Raw genomic sequence first — 18,494 nt, 5'->3', positions numbered from 1 at the left:
CTGCAGCTCAGGGACGTCCGTGGCCTGGTTCAGCCACTTCTCCTCGAGCTTCTGAGGCTGCCGTCGGCGGCGAGCGCGTCGACTGCGGCCGAGACGCACGGGGTCAGCTCGCTGCCCTTCGACAGCAGCAGGCCGAACTCCTCCTGCTTGCCCGTGTCGGGCTGGAACTGCCCGGCGATCGTGGCTCCGTCGAGCTCAGCGGCGGTCAGGTAGTACGCGGTGGGCAGATCGGCGACGATCGCGTCGACCTGCTTGTTCTGCAAGGCCTGCGCGGCCTTGGTCGTGTCGTCGTAGACGAGCGGGTCGGTCGACGGGGCGATCTGCGACTTGATCGCCGCCAGCGAGGTCGTGGCGACCTGCGCGCCGGCTTGGCGTCCTTGAGGTCGGCCAGGCTCGTGGCGCTGGCGAACTTTCCGTCTTTGAGCGTGATGATGGCCTGAGCGGCCGAGTAGTACGGGCTGGAGAAGTCGACCGCGCGAGCCCGCTTCTCGGAGATCGAGAACTGGTTGATGTCGAAGTCGAAGGCCTTCTTGCCCGGCTGGATGACCTGGTTGAAGCCGGCCTTGACCCACGTGACGTCGTCCTTGGCGAAGCCGGCTTCTCGGCCACGGCATAGGCCACGGCGCTCTCGAATCCCTGGCCGTTGCTGGGGTCGTTGTCGCTGAACCAGGGCTCGAACGCCGGGTCGTCGGTCGCGACGGTCAGCTTGCCGGCGGTCTGGAGGGCCAGGTCGGCGGGCTTGCACGCCGACAGGCTCGTCTCGGCCTTGTCATCGGTCTTCTTGCCGTCGGAATCGGCGGGGGCGCAGGCAGCAGTGAACGCAAGCGTCAGTGCCGCCAGGGCGGTGAGGCCGCCCTTGGGGGTGATCTTCATACCCGAATCCTAACGACCGGGGTGGTCCGTGACGTACGTCTCGCCCCGTGATCGCAGCCAACCAGGGGCCTCAGGGATGCGGAACGACCATCGGAGTGCCGGTCAACGGATCGGGCAGCACGAGGCTGTCGAGCCGTACACGGTGCGGATCAGGTCAGCGTCGACGATGTCGTTCGGCGCGCCTTCGGCGACGACGGCCCCGTCCTTCATCGCGATCAGATGATCGGCGTACCGGCAGGCCTGGTTGACGTCGTGCAGCACCGCCACGATCGTGCGGCCGTCGTCGCGCAGGCGGGCCAGCATGCGCAGGAGCTGGTACTGGTGGGCGATGTCGAGGAAGGTCGTCGGCTCGTCGAGCAGCAGGTAGGCAGTCTCCTGGGCCAGCACCATCGCCATCCAGACCCGTTGACGCTGGCCGCCCGACAGCGCGTCGACGTCTCGGTCGGCGAGCCCGGTGACGTCGGCCGACTCCATCGCCGCGTCCACGGCGCGCTCGTCCGCCGGCGACCACGTCGACAGCAAGCGCTGGTGCGGATAACGCCCGCGGGCGACGGCTGGCGCACCCGGATGCTCTCGGGCGCGACGAGTCCCTGCGGCAAGAAGCCCAGCTCGCGCGCCAACACCTTGGGCTTGGTGCCGGCGATGTCGCGGCCGTCCAGCAGCACGGCCCCGCTGGTGGGTGAGAGCAGCCTGACCAGCGACTTCAGCAGGGTCGACTTGCCGCAGGCGTTCGCGCCGACGACGGCGGTGAAGGAACGTGCCGGGATGTCGACGCTCAACCCCGTCGAGACGATCCGGTCGCCGTAGGCGAGGGTCACCTCGTGGGCGGACAGGCGCGAGTTCATGGGCATCCTAGTTCTGTGAGGAGGCTTGTCGAGACGAGACTTCGGTGGCCAGCAGGTACAGCAGGTAGCCGCCGCCGATGGCGGTCGTGACGACCCCGACCGGAAGCGAGGCCGGCGCGATCAGCAAGCGGGCGAGCAGATCGGCGGTGAGCAGCAGCAGCGCACCCGTCAAGGCGGCCGGCACCAGCGGGACACCTGCCGCGCCGGCGACCCGGCGGCCGATCTGCGGCGCAGCCAGGGCGATGAAGACGATCGGTCCCGTCACGGCGGTGACGATGGCCGTGCAGCCCACGCCGACGACGACCATCATGATCCGCAGCCGTGGCAGCGAGATGCCCGAGGTCACGGCCAGCGTCACCCAGCGCGGCTTGCCCCATCCCCCGCCACAGCGTCGCCAGGACGGCCACCAGCAGCGCGAGCACGGCGAACGGAAGCACCAGGTCCTGCCAGCCGATCCCGTTGAACGAGCCGCACTCCAGAACGATGCAGCAATCGCGACCTCGGAGCTCGGCCCGCAGCACGATCCACGAGTTGACGGCGGTCAGCATCGCGTTCACGGCGATGCCGATCACGATGAGCCGCAGGCCGCTGAAGCCCGACTTGAGCGCGAGCAGGTAGATCGCGGCGGCGGCCAGCAGCCCGCCGATCATCGACCCGACTGCCAGCTGCGCCGACGTCGCACCCAGCAGCGTGATGACGATCAGGGCGCCCGTGTAGGCACCCGCGTCGAGGCCGATGACGTCGGGGCTGCCCAGTGCGTTGCGGGTCAGGTTCTGGAAGATCGCACCCGCCAGTCCGAGAGCGGCTCCGAAGGCGATCGCGCCGGTCACCCGCGGCAGACGCCACTCCTGGACGACGACGCTTCCGTCACCGCCCAGCAACGCCGACACGACATGCCCCGGGCTGTCCCACTGAGCGCCGCGGCACAGCGCGATGAACGCGACGGCCAGCGTGAGGGCGACGAGCACCAGGCTCGTGACAGCCGTGCGGCGCTCGATCCTGGCCGATGCTCGACCGAGGCGCAGCACGAACGGCTTGCCTCCCGCACGTGTGCTCACAGCGCCCCCGCTCCGTAGCGACGGACGGCCCAGATCAGCACGGGGGCGCCGACGAACGCGGTCACGACCGCGACCGGGACCTCCCCTGTCGGCAGCAGCAGGCGCGCGGCGACATCGGATGCGATCAGCAGCAACGGGCCCACGACGACCGTGAACGCCATCAGCCAGGGCATAGATCCCGCCGCGAGCCGGCGGGCCAGGTGCGGCACCATCAACCCGACGAACGCGATCGGTCCGGCAATCGCCGTCGCGGCTCCCGCCAGCAAGGTCACGAGCAGCAGCACGGCGATCCGGGTGCGGATGACGTTGACGCCGAGGGTGTGACCGACCTGCTCGCCCAGGGCGAGGGCGTTCAGCGGCCGGGTCACGAGCAGCGTGCCGACCAGACCGATCCCGACGACAGCTACCGGCAGGGCCAGCGACAGCTGCCACGACCGGCGAGCGAGCCGATCGACCAGAACCGGTAGCGGTTGAAGACCTGCGGGTCCATCAGTCGCAGGCCCAAGGTGATGCCGGACAGGACCGCCGACAGCGCGACACCGGCCAGGACCAGCCGCAGCGGCGACGTCCGACCGACCGCGTACACCGCAGCAGCGGCGACGACGGCTCCGACCATGGACAGGGCGAGATGACCCACCTGCCCTCCAGCCAGCCCGGCTGCGGCGCCCACCGTGATCGCGAAGGAGGCTCCGGCGGTGACCCCGAGGAGACCGGGCTCGGCCAAGGGGTTGCGGGTCAGGGTCTGCACCAGGGTGCCGGATGCGCCGAGGGCAGCGCCGACCAGCAGTCCGAGGATCGTGCGCGGCACCCGGACGTCCCGGACGACGTAGTGGTCGTCGATCGGGCGCGGATCCGTCAGCGCGCGCCACACCTCGAGCGGAGCGACCGATCGGGCTCCGATGGCCAGGCTCGCCACCACGACCGCGAGCAGGACGAGCATCGCAACGAGCAGAAGCCCCGTTCGTCGTGCCTCAGTCGTCATCGAGATCGATCACGCCACTCTTCCAGTAGCCCGTGACGAGTGCGTCGTACCGGCCGCGGCTCCACGCGCGCCAGCGGCTTGACGGCATCGGCCTCGCCAGCTGCGAAGACGAAGGTGTCCTCGGGCAGCTCGAGCGACTGCACGGTCTCAGCGAGCCCACCGCGATCGAGCCAGATGACCTCGACACCGCCGCGCACCGCCAAGGGATATCCCCGCTCGGTGCTGTCGATGACCAGATGGGCTCGGACGTCAGCGGGCGCCTCCTCGAGCCAGCGGGCTGCGGCCGGCAGGGCTGTCGCATCGACCGCCAGGACGTAGTGCGCGTGGTGCTGCGGGAAGGCGACGGCGCCCGGCGGGCCGGCCACCGCGACCGGATCGCCGACCGCAGCCGCCTGGGCCCATGTCGACGCCAAGCCACCTTCATGCAGGACGAAGTCGAGGTCGAGCTCGTGCACCTCTGGGCGGTAGGCACGCACGCTGTACTTGCGGCTCGGCGGCAGAGGACGTGGCCAGTCGAGTCGTCGTGATCGTTCGGCGTCGGTGCCCGCAGAGTGCCGTCGGGATCGGCGAGCACGATCCTGACGTGGTCGTCGGCCTGGTAGGTGTGAAATCCGTCGAGGTCCGGTCCGCCCAGCGTCAGCCGGAGCAGCCGCGGCGTGAGCTGAGAACGGCGGATGACACTCAGGTGACGGATTCCGATGGGGTAGCCGATGCGGGCCGTGCCGCGCCCCACCTGGTGGTGGAGCGCGACACGGGACTGCGGATCGGTGCGTTCTGCGTTCACGCGGCGATGCCCTACTGGTCGAGCAGCGGCTGGAGCGCCGAGTCGATCTCGTCGAGCGTCTTCATCGCCTCGGTGTACGTCGCAGCCTCGGTGAACTTGAAGGCGAAGACCTGCTTGTCCTTGACCGCCGGGAGGTTCTTCCACAGCGGCGAGTCCATGACGTACTTGACCGACTCGCCGACCGTTCCGTCGGTCTCCAGCGAGTACGTGATGACATCTGCGTCACCGAGGCTCTTCGGCAGTTCCTCGATCGAGGGGTACTCGCTGACCGCCGCACTGCCAGGACCGCTCTCCTTGACCTCGCCGTAGAAGTTGACGCCGATGTCGGACGCGATGTTGGTGCCCCACGACCCGGGGAACTCCCGCTGGAAGTTGCCGGCGCTCACGTCGCCGTAGGCGCCGAGGTGTCCGAAGTCGAGGTCGGCGAGCACCTCGGCGTACTTGTCCTTGAGCTCCTTGGCCTTCGCCTCGTACGCCGTCTTCGCCTCGTCGAACCTGTCGAGCCGGTTGGCGGCGTCGGACTGCTTCTGCGAGAAGCCGCGCCACGCCGACGGCAGCGCCGGACCGAGTGTCACGACGGGGGCGATCGACTCCAGCCGGTCCATGTCGATGTCGACGAGCGCCGGCTGAGGAACGCCCAGCACGATCAGGTCGGGCTTGAGGTTGGCGATCGCCTCGTAGTTGGTCGAGGCCGCCGTCTCCCCGGCGACCTTCTCCAGGCCCTCGTAGGCCGTGACGTCCTCGTCGGTCATCAGCGGAATGCCCCGGGACCATTCCGAGATGCCGACCAGAGCGGCGTCGGCCTCGATCAGGGCAGGCACGGCGTAGCCGGTGGCGATGACCCGCTCGGGATCGGTCGGGGATCTCGACCTTGCCGTTGTCTGCGGTGAACGTGCGGGTGTCGGATGCTTCGGCCTCGTCGCCACCGTCCGAGCCACAGCCGCTCAGCAGCGCGAGCGAGAGAGCGGCGGCACCGGCAAGGCGCCAGGACAAACGTCGGGACATGGGTGTTCCTCCAGTGGGGGTTCAGGTGCTGGTGTCGCTTCCGCGCGACGCCGTGGTCAGGGTAGCCTTACCGAACTGCCGACCGATGTCGATGAGAGGACACCTGGTGACGGTTCCAGGACATGAGTCGCCCGACCCGATCTGGTGCGAGGAGTACGGCTACGGCCTCGGCCTGCCCGACGGCATCCTGGTGCTCAAGTACCGAGCCTCGAGGTGGCTGGAGTTCGGCGGGACGCGACAGGACTTCCTGCACCAGCTCTACTGGTCGCCCGACGGGATGCTGTCGACGATGCACGACGGCACGGCCCGGTTCGTGGGTCCCGGGGAGGCGTTCTGGGCCGAGCGCACGATCTCGCACGACGTGCACGCAAGCGAAGGGCAGCTCGTCTACCGGGTGTGCCTGCGCGAGGTGCCAGCCGGACTGGTCGGAGTGCACGTCGGCGCGATCGCGATCGGCTCCGAGGCACAACAGCTGGTGGAGCAGATCGCCCGTCCCGGGCAGAGCGAGCGGCGAGCCCTCGCTGCCCGCAGCGGCATCCTCGCAGGACTGACCACCCTCGAGGCGTCCAGCCCGACGACCGGGCTCGGGGCCGGACGTGGCGCCGCACGGGCGATCGCGCGCGGCTGTCGCGTGATCCGGGCGACCGTCGCTCGCTCGAGTCGTGGGCGGCCTACCAGCACGTCAGCGCCAAGACGCTCCAGCGTGACTTCGTGCGCGAGTACGGCATGTCGTTCTCGCAGTGGAGGACCCGCCTGCGGCTCGACGCGGCACGGGTCCTGCTGCACATGCACCCGTCGGCACCGTGGCCCGACGCAGCGGCTACTCCAGCGCGTCGGCGTTCATCGTGGCCTTCACCCAGCAGTTCGGCTGCACACCCGGGGAGCTCAGGCGCGCTCCCGTCTCCTGAATCCCCGATGCTGATTGCACTGCATCGAGTTGCATAGTAGCCTCACCGACATGGCACTCGAACATGCGATCCTCGTCTCCCTCGCCGAGAAGTCAGCGTCCGGCTACGATCTCGCCCGCCGGTTCGATGCCTCGATCGGTCACTTCTGGAAGGCCAGCCACCAGCAGATCTACAAGGTGCTCGGGCGGATGGAGGGTGACGGGCTGGTCGCCTCCGAGGTCGTCCTGCAAGACGGGCGACCCGACAAGAAGGTCTACGCCATCACCTCAGACGGCCGCGACGAGCTGGCGACCTGGACCGCCAAGTCCACCCCCGTCGAGCCGCTCCGCAGCGAGTTCGCCGTCAAGATCAGGGCCCTGCAGTTCGGTGACAGCCTCGCGATCATCGACGACGTCCACGTCAGGCGCCGCGCCCACGAGACCAAGCTGGCGTACTACCTCGACAGCGCGGCCAAGTACTACCCCGATCCCGACAACCTGACCCACGAGGAGCTCGGCGGCTGGCTGACCCTGCGAGGCGGCATCCTGGCCGAGCAGACCGGCATCGTCTGGTGCGACGAGATCTTGTCGCGGCTGAGTCCTCAGCCCGCGGACGAGGCCGAACGATGAGCCTTCACGCCGACGTACAGCACGCCCAGTCCGATCACGATCGCCGTCGTGATCAGCACTGCGTGCACCCAGAAGAACGCTTGCGGGGTGCTGTGCCAGTGCTCGCCCGCCCACGCGCGGTCGTCATCGACGATCGCCTTGGCGAACCGCGGCCAGATCACCACGTTGAACACACCGGCCAGCACCAGGAACCTGGCTGCAGTCTTCGAGATCACGACCCCATCCCACCACAGGAGTCTCCATGAAAGAGTTTCGCGCCTTGGTCGAGGCAGGTGACTTCGCCGGACTGGAAGATCTGCTGGCCGACGATGTCGTGTTCCGCAGCCCCGTCGCCTTCAAGCCCTACGAGGGCAAGGCGATCGTCGCAGCGATCCTGCGCGGCGTCGGACGGGTGTTCACCGACTTCACGTACGTCCGCGAGCTCGCCGATGCCGATGGACATGGCTCCGCCTTGATCTTCGAGACGTTCGTCGACGGCACGAGCCTGAACGGAATCGATCTGATCCGCACCGACGACGAAGGCAAGATCTGCGAGTTCACCGTCATGGTGCGACCGCTGTCGGCGGCCAATGCCCTCGCTGCCGCGATGGGTGCGCAGTTCCCGCAGATCCAGGCAGAAGCCGTCGCCGCGCTGAGTGGAGAGGCAAGCCGATGACCTCCTACCCCCACTTGCTGGCACCGCTCGACCTCGGCCACACGACGCTGCGCAACCGCGTCATCATGGGCTCGATGCACACCGGTCTCGAAGACCGGGCCAAGCACCTGCCCGAGCTCGCGGCCTACTTCGGCGAACGCGCCAAGGGCGGCGTCGCGTTGTCGGTGACGGGCGGCTACGCCCCCAACTGGCACGGCTGGCTGTTGCCGATGGGTTCGCAGATGACGTCGAAGCGGTTTGCCGACAAGCACCGCCTCGTCACCGACGCGGTCCACCAGCACGACGGCAAGATCGTGATGCAGCTGCTGCACGCCGGACGGTACGGCTATCACCCGTTCAAGCGCGGCGCGTCCACCATCAAGTCACCGATCACGCCGTTCGGGCGCCCCAAGGCGATGTCGACGAAAGAGGTCGATCGCACGGTCGACGACTTCGCGGCGTCCGCCGTGCTGGCCCGCCGGGCCGGCTACGACGGTGTCGAGATCATGGGATCGGAGGGCTATCTGATCAACCAGATGCTGACCGCCCGCACCAACAACCGCACCGATCGGTGGGGCGGCAGCGCCGAGAACCGGATGCGCTTCCCGGTCGAGATCGTCGACCGGGTGCGCCAGGCCGTCGGCGACGACTTCATCGTGATGTACCGGATGTCGCTCCTCGACCTGGTCGACGACGCCCAGGACTGGGACGAGACCGTCGAGCTGGCCCGACGGGTCGAGGCGGCTGGCGTCTCGATCATCAACACCGGCATCGGCTGGCACGAGGCCCGCATCCCCACGATCGTCACGTCGGTGCCGCGCGGAGCATTCTCGTGGGTCACCGGCAAGCTCAAGGCCGAGGTCTCCGTGCCGGTCGTGGCCTCCAACCGGATCAACACCCCGGAGGTCGGCGAGGAGATCATCGCGTCGGGCCAGGCAGACCTGATCTCGATGGCTCGTCCGCTCCTGGCCGACCCGTTCTTCGTGCAGAAGGCAGCCGAGGATCGTGCCGACGAGATCAACACGTGCATCGCCTGCAACCAGGCGTGCCTCGACCACACGTTCGTCAACAAGCGCGCGACCTGCATGGTCAATCCGCGCGCGGGCCACGAGACGACACTGATCCTCTCCCCACCCGCACGACCAAGAAGGTCGCCGTGGTCGGTGCCGGGCCGGCCGGTCTCGCCGCTGCGGCCGAGCTGTCGGGACGGGGCCACGCCGTCGAGCTGTTCGAGGCCCTGCCCGAGGTCGGCGGCCAGTTCAGGCTGGCCATGCAGATCCCCGGCAAGGAGGAGTTCAAGGAGACGATCCGCTACTTCTCCCCGCCAGCTCGAGATCAACGGCGTCAAGCTGCACCTCGACACGCGGGTCGGCGTCGACGAGCTGGCCGGTTTCGACGAAGTCGTCATCGCGTCCGGCGTCGTGCCGCGCATCCCGACGATCCCCCGGCGTCGACCATCCCAAGGTCGTCGACTACCAGCAGGTCATCCGCGGCCAGGTCACCGTCGGCCGCACCGTTGCCGTGGTCGGCGCCGGTGGCATCGGCTTCGACGTCTCAGAGTTCCTGCTGCACGAGCCAGACGAGTCGTTGGAGCACTGGATGACTCGCTGGGGCGTGACCGATCCGGCTCTCGAGCGCGGCGGTCTCGCGACGAAGGTCAAGGCGCCGCCGACCCGTGAGGTGTACCTGCTGCAGCGCAAGTCCACCGAGCTCGGCAAGGGTCTCGGCAAGACGTCCGGGTGGGTGCACCGCCAGACCCTCAAGGACTCCGGAGTCACGATGATCAAGGGCGCCACCTACGACCGGATCGACGACGACGGCCTGCACATCACGGTGACGACAGGCAAGGCCGGCTCGAAGGAAGAGGTCTCGGAGTCGCGGGTGCTCGACGTCGAGACGGTCGTCCTGTGCACGGGCCAGGAGTCGGTGCGCGACCTGATCGAACCTCTGCAAGCCCTGGGCAAGCCCGTCCACGTCATCGGAGGAGCCGACGTCGCCGCCGAGCTCGACGCCAAGCGCGCCATCAAGCAGGCCACGGAGCGCTGCCACCCTCTGAGCGGGGATACTGGACGTATGAGCGTTCGGATCATCTTGCTGCGGGCTGTCAACGTCGGCGGCGCGAAGCTGCCGATGGCCGACCTCCGGGAGATCGCGAGCGATCTTGGTGCGACCGACGTGTCGACCTACATCGCGTCGGGCAACCTCGTCGCGGACGTGCCGGGTGATCCGGCGACGTTCGACCGCGCTCTGGAACAGGCCAACGAGAAGCGGTTCGGCTTCTTCCGCGAGGTCATCTCGCGGACGCCCGAGCAGGTGCGCGCCGCGCTGGCCGCGCATCCGTTCGAGGTCATCGAGCCGAAGTACTCCTACGTCTCGTTCTTGACCGGCGCGCCGACGGCGGCGGCGATCGCCAAGGCCGAGACCTACGAGACCTTCGACGACGACTGGCAGGTCATCGGCAGCGAGCTGCACATCCGCTACGCCAACGGGGCAGGTCGACCCGCGATGAAGTCCGACTCCATCGGCCGCGCCCTGGGTGTCCCCGGCACCGCCCGCAACCTCAACACGGTCAAGAAGCTGATCGAGCTGGCTGGCTGACTCAGCCGGTCGCGGCGCTCCCGCGCCCCCAAGCGCTCGCCCAGCAGCCGCCCGAGCGTGAGCGCAGGGGTCAGCAGCATCCCCGAGCAAAAGCTGTTGCCGCAGGTGGCACCCGCGCCGATGACCTCGCCCACGGCGTACAGCCCCGGGATCACGCCGCCGTCCTCGGACCGCACGGCGCAGTCGGCGTCGATGTCGAGGCCCTGGAACGTCACGAGCGTGATGGCGTGATTGCGCAGCGCGTAGAACGGTCCCTGCACGATCGGGGCAGGCAGGTGGGTGCGGCCGAACTGCTCGTCGAGCCCGACCGCGACCGCCCGGTTGTACGACGCCACCGTGGCCATCAGGCCTGCCGCATCGATGCCGGCCAGCTCGGCCAGCGCCTCCACCGAGTCGGCCGCGTGCACGCCGGGCCGGGTGTTCGCCATCGCTCGCACCTCGTCGGGCTCACGGCCGACCACGATCTGACGAAGTCCACCGCTGGCTGCCCTCAACGCGACATCGTCGAACACCGTCCAGAACACCTGGTCGGGCACTCCGACCAGGGCGCGCTCCTTGTCGTCGATCGATTCCTCGTCCTCGGCGACCCACCGCCGACCGTCCCTGTCGACGTAGATCTCCCACGGCGGACGCTCGCTGGTCAACCGCTGCCGGTCGTGCCAGTTGGCCCGTCCGGGAGAGACCGGGTCGGGCAGGCCGCCGAAGGTCGGCAGGTACGTTCCCGCCCCCTGCATCGCTGCCCCGATCGAACGTCCCAGGTGGATGCCGTCGCCGGTCGAGGTGCGTGCTCCCGCCGAGACCAAGGGAACGCCCTCCAGCTGGAGGAAGAGCTCGGGATCGGCGGCATAGCCACCGGTGGCCAGCACGACACATCCTGCACCGACCTCGATCTCCTGGCCTGATCTCAGGACGCTGATCCCGGTGACCTGGCCGTCGTCGGCAGTGAGCAGGCCCGTGACGGCGGCGCCGAGCCACACGTCGAGGTCCGCACTCGCCTGGACCCGTTCGAGCTGCTGGGTGAGGACCGTGAGGATCGAGATCCCCTCGTCGACGCCGTAGACGGTGCGGGCCGTCGTATAGGGCTCGTGGCCGTACACGATGCGCGGCGTCTCGGGGTCGAAGGCGAAGCCGTTCTCGGTGAGCCAGTCGACGGTGGCGGCGGCGTGACTCGTGACGACTCGACCAGATCTGCGCGAGCCGTTCCGCGGCTGATCCGACGGACGTCGTCGAGATGGGCGGCGGCGGAGTCGTCGACGCCGCGCTCGTGCTGTCGCCGGGTGCCGCCCGCCGCGAGGTGGCCTCCACTCAGGTGGAGCGTGCCGCCGAGCTGTCGGTCCTTCTCGACCAGCAGGACCGATGCCCCAGCCTGCGCGGCATGGAGCGCACACGCGAGCCCTGCAGCCCCCGCACCCACGATCACCACATCAACATCGACCATGGTCGTAGATAATATATGATCTTGGTCATGGGTCCCCTGAACGGCGTTCGCGTCCTCGATGCCTCGACGATCCTGGCCGGCCCGCTCGCCTGCCAGGTGCTCGGCGACTTCGGTGCCGACGTGATCAAGATCGAGCACCCCACGGCAGGCGACGGGATGCGCGGCCACGGCCCCGCCAAGGACGGCGTCCCGATCTGGTGGAAGGAGATCGCCCGCAACAAGCGAACGATCGGCCTGAGCCTCAGCACCGAGGACGGAGCCGACATCTTTCGCGCCCTCGCAGCCCAGAGCGATGTCGTCGTCGAGAACTTCCGGCCCGGAACGCTCGAACGCTGGGGAGTGGGCCCCGACGTGCTGCAGGCGCTCAATCCCGGACTGATCCTCGTCCGCATCACCGGGTTCGGACAGACCGGCCCCTACGCATCGCGCGCCGGATTCGGCACCTTGGCAGAGGCCATGAGCGGCTTCGCCCACCTCACCGGACAGCCTGACGGACCGCCCACCCTCCCGGCCTTCGGACTGGCCGACTCGATCGCCGGCATCGCCGCATCGTCAGCGGTGTCGATGGCGCTGTTCGCCCGCGAGCGCAACGGAGGCCAGGGGCAGGTCATCGACCTCAACCTGCTCGACCCGATCATGACCGCCGTCGGACCCGGACCCACGGTCTACCAGCAGACCGGCGACATCGGCATGCGTCACGGGAACCGCTCGACCAACAACGCACCGCGCAACGCCTACCGCACCAGCGACGACCACTGGGTCGCCGTCTCCACCAGCGCCCAGGCCATCGCCGAACGCGTCATGCACCTGGTGGGACATCCCGAAGTCATCGACGAGCCCTGGTTCGCCGCCGGTCACAGCAGGGCCGCCCACGCCGACCTGCTCGACGACATGGTCGGCTCCTGGATCGCAGCCCGCACCCGGGACGAGGTCGTCGCCGCGTTCACCGAGGCCGGCGCCGCCATCGCCCCGGTCTACAGCGCGCGAGACATCGTCGAAGACCCCCACATCCGGGAGACCGAGATGTTGGTCGAGGTCGACGACTCCGACTTCGGGCCCCTGCTGCAGCACAACGTGATGTGGCGGATGTCGAAGACCCCGGGCGAGATCCGCTTCACCGGTCGCGACCACGGCGAGGACACCGACGAGATCCTCACGACCCTCGGTCTCGCCGACGACGACCTCACCTCACTTCGCGAACGCAACATCATCCGCTGACCCCCGACCCCGAGGACCGCAGAACCATGCCCAGCACACACCAGCCCAGCACCAGTCAGCCCAGCACGGGCGACCAGACCACTGCCCAGCTGCTGGCCGCCGCTGCCGCCGGCCTCGCGGTGCACGACCTCGGCCGGCTGCTGACCGTCGGCATGCCCCAGTCGCCGAACCATCCGGCCTACTGGCACTCGCTCCCCCGCCGTCACGGCGACATGGTGCGTGCCGACGGCGGTTCGGCCGCCAACGACATGATCTCGATGGGCACCCACGTCGGCACCCACATCGATGCGCTGGCGCACGTCTCCCAGGACGGAAAGCTGTACGGCGGGCTGGACGCCGACGACGCCCTCGAAGGTGGCCGCTACGCCCGGCTCGGCGTCCACACGATCGCCCCGATGGTGCGTCGCGGCGTGCTGCTCGACGTACCGGCTGCCCTCGGCGTCGACCGTCTCGAAGCCGGCCAGGAGATCACCGTCGAGCACCTCGAGACGACCCTCGCCGCCCAGGACACGCGGATCGACGCCGGCGACGTCGTGCTGATCCGTTCCGGCTGGGGCCAGCACTTCGACAACGGCGACGGCGACACGTTCCGTGGCCTCAGCACCGGTGTCCCCGGTGTCGGCGAAGCAGGCGCCACCTGGTTGGCCGCTCGTGACATCCACGCCGCGGGCGCCGACACGATCGCCTTCGAACGCCTCGCGCCCGGCGCAGGCCACGGCCTGCTGCCCGCGCACCGCGTGCTGCTGGTCGAGCGCGGCATCTACATCATGGAGACGCTCGATCTCGAAGGCCTCGCCGCGGCAGGCGTCCGCGAGTTCTTGTTCGTGCTGTCTCCGTTGCCGCTGTTCGGCGCCACCGGATCGCCGGTCCGCCCTCTGGCGGTGGTCGGAGCATGACCTCCGTGGACGACGAGCGCACCCTGGCCCAGCAGCTCGCCGCCTTCGCGGTCGACGCAGCCACCCACGGCATCCCGGACGAGGTCGTCACCTCGGTCGGCCAGCGCACCCTCGACGTGCTCGGGCTGTGCGTCGCCGCCCACCGGCTGCCCACCAGCGCCGCCGCGATCGGGCACGTGCTCGACCAGGGCGGTCACCCCCAGGCCACGATCGTCGGCGAGGCGACCCGCGTCACGGCGGCCCAGGCTGCCTTCGCCAACGGCGTGCTCGCCCACTCGCTCGACTACGACGACACCCACCTGCCGTCGGTGCTGCACCCCAGCGCCTCCGTCGTGCCGGCCACGCTCGCCGCTGCCGAGCACGCCGGGGCATCGGGCGAGCTGACGGTACGCGCGATTGCCGTCGGCCTCGAGGTGGCGGTCCGTCTCGGCATGGCCGGCTACGACTCCGGGCTCGGCAACTCGGTCTTCTTCGAGCACGGCCAGCACGCCACCTCGATCACCGGAGCGATGGGCTCTGCGGTTGCCGCAGCGATCGTCTACGGGCTCGACGAGAAGGGCATCACCGACTCCCTGGGCCTGACCGCGTCGATGGCGTCGGGAATCATCGAGGCGAACCGCACCGGTGGAACCGTCAAGCGCCTGCACTGCGGGCTGGCCGCCCAGGCGGGCGTGACGGCAGCCCAGCTCGTCCGTCGGGGATTCACCGGTCCGCCGACCGTGCTGGAGGGCCGGTTCGGCTTCTTCGAGGCCTGGCTCCACGGACAGTTCTTCCCCGAGGCCATCACCACGGGCCTCGGAGACGAATGGTCGGTGCCGGGGATCTTCTTCAAGCCCTACCCCGCCAACCACTTCACCCACACGACGGTCGACGCCGGTCGAGCCCTGCGCGAGCGCGGTCTCACACCAGACCAGGTCGCCGAGGTCGTTGTCGGCGTCGCCGGATCGACAGTGCGGACGATCGGTGAGCCGATCGAGGTCAAGCGCACCCCCGAGACCGGGTACCAGGCCCAGTTCTCCGGTCCCTTCGCCTTCGCCGCCGGTCTGTTCGGCGGGGGCGGGCTGGGCACGGCCCTCGACGACTACAGCGACGAGCTCGCGCAGGACCCGGCCCGTCGGGCCCTGATGGCGAAGGTCAGTGTCGTCGCCAGCGACGTCTGTGACGAGATCTACCCGTTCCAGTTCCCCGCCGTCGTCACCGTCACCACGACGTCGGGCGAGGTCATCGTCGAGGAGGTGCTGGCCAACCGCGGAGGTCCGGCCCGCCCCTTGTCCGACGACGAGCTCGCGACCAAGTTCCGCGACAACGTCGCAGGTCGCCTCACCGACGAGGTCGCCGCCGCTGTCCGCGACGACGTCCTCGCCCTGCACCTGGCTTCCGACCTGGCGTCGGTGCTCAAGCCGCTGTCCACCATCACCCGCCAAGGAGACTCCCAGTGAGCCAGTTCGATGTCCTGATCACCAACGTCCGGGCGGTGCTGCCCGGTCACGACGAGCCCCAGACGGTCGACATTGCCGTCAAGGACGGCCGTTTCGCCCAGATCGAGGCCGGCATCCCGGCCGACTCGGCCGACCGGGTCGTCGATGCCGGCGGCAAGGTCGCCTTCCCCGGCGTCGTGGACGCGCACCAGCACTGGGGCATCTACAACCCACTGCCGGTCGACGTCCGGACCGAGTCGCGCGCGTCGGCGCAGGGCGGCGTGACCACCTCGCTGTCGTACATGCGCACCGGCCAGTACTACCTCAACAAGGGCGGTCCGTACGCCGACTTCTTCCCCGAGGTGCTGGCACAGACCGATGGCAACGCCACGATCGACTACGCCTACCACCTGGCCCCGATGAGCAAGGAGCACATCGCGGAGATTCCTTCCCTGGTCGCCGACCACGGTGTGACCTCGTTCAAGGTGTTCATGTTCTACGGCAGCCACGGACTGCACGGCCGCAGCACCGACCAGTCGTCGTTCCTGATGACGCCCGAGGGCGAGCGCTACGACTACGCGCACTTCGAGTTCGTGATGCGCGGGATCCAGAAGGCGCGCGAGGAGAACCCCGAGTTCGCCGACCAGATCTCGCTGTCCCTGCACTGCGAGACGGCCGAGATCATGGCCGCGTACACCAAGATCGTGGAGGAAGAGGGCTCTTGACGGGTCTGCCGGCCTACTCGGCGTCACGCCCGCCGCACTCCGAGGGCCTCGCCGTCACGATCGCGTCGTACCTGGCGCACGAGACGCAGCTGCCCACGATCAACCTGCTGCACCTGACGTCACGCAAGGCCGTCGAGGCGGCGTTGACGATGGCCGCCGCGTTCCCGCACATCGACTTCCGCCGCGAGGTCACCGTCGGCCACCTGCTCGCTGACTGCGACACCGCGCACGGCGTGGGCGGCAAGGTCAACCCGCCGCTGCGCCCCCGCGAGGACGTCGAGGCGCTGTGGGAGTACCTGATCGACGGCAAGATCGACTGGGTCGTCTCGGATCACGCGTGCTGCAAGGAAGAGCTGAAGTTCGGTGAGCCCAAGGACGACGTGTTCTTGGCCAAGTCCGGTTTCGGCGGGGCGGAGTACCTGCTCGCTGGCATGGTCAGCGAGGGCAGCAAGCGTGGCCTGCCGTTCGGCCGGATCGCCGAGCTCACCTCGACCAACCCCGCCCAGCGGTACGGGCTCGGCGGACGCAAGGGCGCCATCCAGGTCGGTCTCGACGCTGACATCGCCCTGGTCGACGTCGACCAGACCTGGACCGTGCGGGCCGAGGACTCCCTCTCGACCCAGGAGTACACGCCGTTCGAGGGCGCCGAGCCCACCGCCAAGGTGACCGACACGTTCCTGCGGGGTCAGCAGATCATGACCGAAGGCGTCGTCACCGACGCTGCACCGGCCGGCATCTTCCTGTCCCGTCCCGCCTCACGCTGATCCCTTTCACAGCTCCCCTCGGCGCTCGATGACGAGGTGCGGAGTCGCGCACGGCGGCACCAGCACGCTCATCCTGCAACGTCCGAAGGGCGCAAGCTCGACCGTCTCGGCCGGGCCGGCACTCCCGCCGGCTCGGCCGATGACGTCATCGAGGTCGTCGGTGAGCACCACCAGGCCGAGCAGCCCTCGACGTGGTGCGACGGCCTGCCCGAGCAATGAGCCGCCCTGGTCGGCTGCAAGTCCGTAGTCGACGATGTTGACGTACGTCTGCTGCCGACTCGGACCGATGGTGCTGGACCGCACGCGCAGCTCGTGCTCCACCTGCATCAGCTCGGAGAATGACGTGTCGGCGAAGTCGTAGGTGTAGACGACCTCCCAGCCGAAGACCTCGGCGTACCAGCCGATGGTCGGTGCCGCGTCGCTGAGCGGCAGCGAGATGCTGACCGGTTCGCTGACCACCCGGTCTCGCACCTCGGCAAAATCGACGAAGAAGTCTGCGGGTCCGCTGAGCAGGGCCACCACGACACCGTCGTCGCCAGCGTGATGCGCCTCGCGGAAGCTGCCCTCGGCGAGCTGGTACGACGCCTCCGACGTCGCCATCGGGAAGCCTGCCTCGCGCGCATGCTGCACTGCGGCATCGAAGTCGGGGGCGTAGAAGTCGACGACCCGGAATGCGTCGCGGTGGATGCGGGTGTGTTCGTCCCGGATCGGCGCGGTCTCTGGCCCCTGCGTCTCGAAGCGGCACAGCAGCACCCCGGCCTCGACCCCTGGTGTGCGCATGACGGTGAGTCCGGTGGGCACCTCGGCACCGAGCAGGGCCAGGGTCTGATCCGCCGTGAGGTCGCCGACCCCGGCGGATCCATGCCGAAGACGTCGGCGAAGAGCGTGGCGTGTCCGATCACGTCCGACACTGAGATCAGTGGACCATAGACCCGCGACACCGTCATTCCTATATGATATCGGCATGACCGGTCAGAGGCCCGAAAACCACGATCGCGGTCACTGTTGCCGCCACCCCCGACGGCATCCCGACCGCCGATCACTTCACGGTCTGCGAGGAACCAGTCCCCCAGCTGGCCGACGGAGACGTCCTGGTCCGCACTGACGTGCTCTCACTCGATCCCTATCTGCGGTCGCTGCTGGCGGCCGGCCACCTGGACGAGCCCCCCGTCGGCCCCGGCGACGTGATGCCCGGCCGGGCCGTCGGTGTCGTGATCGACTCCCGCTCACCCCACCTCGCCATCGGCACACCGGTGCTCGCCGAGACCGGCTGGCGGGCGCACGCAGTCCTGCCTGCCACCCAGGTGCAGGAGAACAGAGTGCCGACCGGCGTTCCGTCCTCGGCGACCCTCGGCATCCTCGGAATGCCCGGCCTGACCGCCTACGCCGCACACGTCCGCCACCTGCGCCCGCAGATCGGCGACACGGTCGTCATTCCCTCGGCGACCGGCGGGGTCGGCTCCCTCTCCGGCCAGCTGGCCCGGCTCGCAGGAGCCCGCACCGTCGCGATCGTGGGCAGCACCGACAAGGCGGATCTCGCTCGCGAGCTCGGCTATGACGAGGTCGTCGTCCGTACCGACCCGAGCTGGCTCAGCCACCTCCGCGAGGCGTGCCCCGACCGGATCGACGGATACCTGCACATGGGCGACCAGCAGACCCTCGACGGGGTCATCGAGCACCTCGCGATCGGCGCAAGGGTCTCGCTGTGCGGACTGATCGACCAGAGCAACGGAGCTCCCC

The 18,494-nt window shown here is 69.0% G+C and carries 17 protein-coding genes and 8 pseudogenes; 12 read left to right on the top strand and 13 right to left on the bottom strand.

All coding sequences use genetic code 11. The features are described from left to right. Positions 1–29: 29 nt before the first annotated feature. From ACHMWU_RS27535 to ACHMWU_RS27490, 10 genes and pseudogenes are all read right to left on the bottom strand, one after another. Positions 30–263, bottom strand: a complete 234-nt coding sequence (locus ACHMWU_RS27535; protein ID WP_396048684.1) for a hypothetical protein — start codon at positions 261–263, stop codon at positions 30–32. Next, positions 206–745: a transporter substrate-binding domain-containing protein gene (locus tag ACHMWU_RS27530; protein WP_396048683.1), complete on the bottom strand. Its 540-nt coding sequence runs from the start codon at positions 743–745 to the stop codon at positions 206–208. Before ACHMWU_RS27530 ends, ACHMWU_RS27535 begins: the two co-directional genes overlap by 58 nt. A gap of 230 nt (positions 746–975) precedes the next feature. Further along, positions 976–1,395 (bottom strand): ABC transporter ATP-binding protein, encoded by a 420-nt coding sequence (locus tag ACHMWU_RS27525; protein ID WP_396048682.1) that lies wholly within the window; start codon positions 1,393–1,395, stop codon positions 976–978. Positions 1,396–1,487: 92 nt separating this feature from the next. After that, positions 1,488–1,718, bottom strand: a pseudogene (locus ACHMWU_RS27520) (ATP-binding cassette domain-containing protein); the annotation flags it as partial. A 7-nt stretch (positions 1,719–1,725) separates the two neighbouring features. Then, on the bottom strand, positions 1,726–2,025 hold the full coding sequence (locus tag ACHMWU_RS27515) for an iron chelate uptake ABC transporter family permease subunit (RefSeq protein WP_396049253.1): 300 nt from the start codon (positions 2,023–2,025) through the stop codon (positions 1,726–1,728). A 58-nt stretch (positions 2,026–2,083) separates the two neighbouring features. Further along, positions 2,084–2,686 (bottom strand): annotated as a pseudogene (locus ACHMWU_RS27510) (iron chelate uptake ABC transporter family permease subunit); the annotation flags it as partial. A gap of 86 nt (positions 2,687–2,772) precedes the next feature. Then, a pseudogene (locus tag ACHMWU_RS27505) lies at positions 2,773–3,716 on the bottom strand (FecCD family ABC transporter permease). A gap of 38 nt (positions 3,717–3,754) precedes the next feature. Beyond that, positions 3,755–4,234, bottom strand: a complete 480-nt coding sequence (locus ACHMWU_RS27500; protein ID WP_396048681.1) for a siderophore-interacting protein — start codon at positions 4,232–4,234, stop codon at positions 3,755–3,757. A gap of 80 nt (positions 4,235–4,314) precedes the next feature. After that, a pseudogene (locus tag ACHMWU_RS27495) lies at positions 4,315–4,491 on the bottom strand (siderophore-interacting protein); the annotation flags it as partial. Between the two features lie 62 nt (positions 4,492–4,553). Next, positions 4,554–5,468, bottom strand: a complete 915-nt coding sequence (locus ACHMWU_RS27490) for an ABC transporter substrate-binding protein (protein WP_396048680.1) — start codon at positions 5,466–5,468, stop codon at positions 4,554–4,556. 223 nt (positions 5,469–5,691) lie between these two features. On the opposite strand from ACHMWU_RS27490, the pseudogene ACHMWU_RS27485 reads away from it, so the two are divergent. Together ACHMWU_RS27485 and ACHMWU_RS27480 are read left to right on the top strand one after the other, a co-directional pair. Further along, a pseudogene (locus tag ACHMWU_RS27485) lies at positions 5,692–6,455 on the top strand (helix-turn-helix domain-containing protein). A gap of 50 nt (positions 6,456–6,505) precedes the next feature. Beyond that, positions 6,506–7,063: a PadR family transcriptional regulator gene (locus ACHMWU_RS27480; protein WP_396048679.1), complete on the top strand. Its 558-nt coding sequence runs from the start codon at positions 6,506–6,508 to the stop codon at positions 7,061–7,063. On the opposite strand, the gene ACHMWU_RS27475 is transcribed toward ACHMWU_RS27480, so the two are convergent. Then, a complete protein-coding gene (locus ACHMWU_RS27475; RefSeq protein WP_396048678.1) occupies positions 7,036–7,278 on the bottom strand; it encodes an SCO4848 family membrane protein in 243 nt (80 codons plus the stop codon). The two genes, ACHMWU_RS27480 and ACHMWU_RS27475, sit on opposite strands and share 28 nt — an antisense overlap. A gap of 26 nt (positions 7,279–7,304) precedes the next feature. On the opposite strand from ACHMWU_RS27475, the gene ACHMWU_RS27470 reads away from it, so the two are divergent. The 4 genes and pseudogenes from ACHMWU_RS27470 to ACHMWU_RS27455 all read left to right on the top strand — a co-directional run bounded on the left by ACHMWU_RS27470 (position 7,305) and on the right by ACHMWU_RS27455 (position 10,295). Further along, positions 7,305–7,718 carry a nuclear transport factor 2 family protein gene (locus ACHMWU_RS27470; protein WP_396048677.1) on the top strand — a complete coding sequence of 138 codons (414 nt, stop codon included), beginning with the start codon at positions 7,305–7,307 and terminating at the stop codon, positions 7,716–7,718. Continuing rightward, positions 7,715–8,653 (top strand): annotated as a pseudogene (locus tag ACHMWU_RS27465) (2,4-dienoyl-CoA reductase FMN-binding domain-containing protein); the annotation flags it as partial. The gene ACHMWU_RS27470 and the pseudogene ACHMWU_RS27465, both read left to right, overlap by 4 nt. Positions 8,654–8,721: 68 nt before the next feature. Next, complete coding sequence (locus tag ACHMWU_RS27460) at positions 8,722–9,300, top strand: NAD(P)-binding protein (RefSeq protein ID WP_396049252.1); 579 nt, start codon at positions 8,722–8,724, stop codon at positions 9,298–9,300. Next, complete coding sequence (locus tag ACHMWU_RS27455; protein ID WP_396048676.1) at positions 9,219–10,295, top strand: DUF1697 domain-containing protein; 1,077 nt, start codon at positions 9,219–9,221, stop codon at positions 10,293–10,295. The genes ACHMWU_RS27460 and ACHMWU_RS27455 overlap by 82 nt, the downstream gene beginning before the upstream one ends. Positions 10,296–10,438: 143 nt before the next feature. On the opposite strand, the pseudogene ACHMWU_RS27450 reads toward ACHMWU_RS27455, so the two are convergent. Beyond that, positions 10,439–11,733, bottom strand: a pseudogene (locus tag ACHMWU_RS27450) (FAD-dependent oxidoreductase); the annotation flags it as partial. A 27-nt stretch (positions 11,734–11,760) separates the two neighbouring features. On the opposite strand from ACHMWU_RS27450, the gene ACHMWU_RS27445 reads away from it, so the two are divergent. Genes ACHMWU_RS27445 through ACHMWU_RS27425 form a run of 5 tightly spaced genes read left to right on the top strand, consistent with a single transcriptional unit; the run spans position 11,761 to position 16,754 of the window. After that, complete coding sequence (locus tag ACHMWU_RS27445) at positions 11,761–12,951, top strand: CaiB/BaiF CoA transferase family protein (RefSeq protein ID WP_396048675.1); 1,191 nt, start codon at positions 11,761–11,763, stop codon at positions 12,949–12,951. Positions 12,952–12,977: 26 nt separating this feature from the next. After that, positions 12,978–13,847, top strand: coding sequence for a cyclase family protein (locus ACHMWU_RS27440; protein ID WP_396048674.1), 870 nt, complete (start codon positions 12,978–12,980; stop codon positions 13,845–13,847). Further along, positions 13,844–15,286 (top strand): MmgE/PrpD family protein, encoded by a 1,443-nt coding sequence (locus ACHMWU_RS27435; protein WP_396048673.1) that lies wholly within the window; start codon positions 13,844–13,846, stop codon positions 15,284–15,286. The genes ACHMWU_RS27440 and ACHMWU_RS27435 overlap by 4 nt, the downstream gene beginning before the upstream one ends. Next, a complete protein-coding gene (locus ACHMWU_RS27430) occupies positions 15,283–15,990 on the top strand; it encodes a hypothetical protein (protein ID WP_396048672.1) in 708 nt (235 codons plus the stop codon). The genes ACHMWU_RS27435 and ACHMWU_RS27430 overlap by 4 nt, the downstream gene beginning before the upstream one ends. Next, a complete protein-coding gene (locus ACHMWU_RS27425; RefSeq protein ID WP_396048671.1) occupies positions 15,987–16,754 on the top strand; it encodes a dihydroorotase family protein in 768 nt (255 codons plus the stop codon). The genes ACHMWU_RS27430 and ACHMWU_RS27425 overlap by 4 nt, the downstream gene beginning before the upstream one ends. Positions 16,755–16,760: 6 nt before the next feature. Here ACHMWU_RS27425 and ACHMWU_RS27420 read toward each other — a convergent pair whose 3' ends face one another. Next, entirely contained in the window at positions 16,761–17,555 is a 795-nt protein-coding gene (locus tag ACHMWU_RS27420) for a hypothetical protein (RefSeq protein ID WP_396048670.1), read from the bottom strand. 191 nt (positions 17,556–17,746) lie between these two features. Between ACHMWU_RS27420 and ACHMWU_RS27415 the strand changes: the two are divergent. Then, a pseudogene (locus ACHMWU_RS27415) lies at positions 17,747–18,472 on the top strand (MDR family NADP-dependent oxidoreductase); the annotation flags it as partial. Between the last annotated feature and the right edge of the window lie 22 nt (positions 18,473–18,494).

The organism is Aeromicrobium sp. UC242_57 (assembly GCF_044452305.1).
GTDB lineage: Bacteria > Actinomycetota > Actinomycetes > Propionibacteriales > Nocardioidaceae > Aeromicrobium.
The sequence above is the reverse complement of the archived record's forward strand: the minus strand, read 5'-3'. Positions and strand labels throughout refer to the sequence as shown.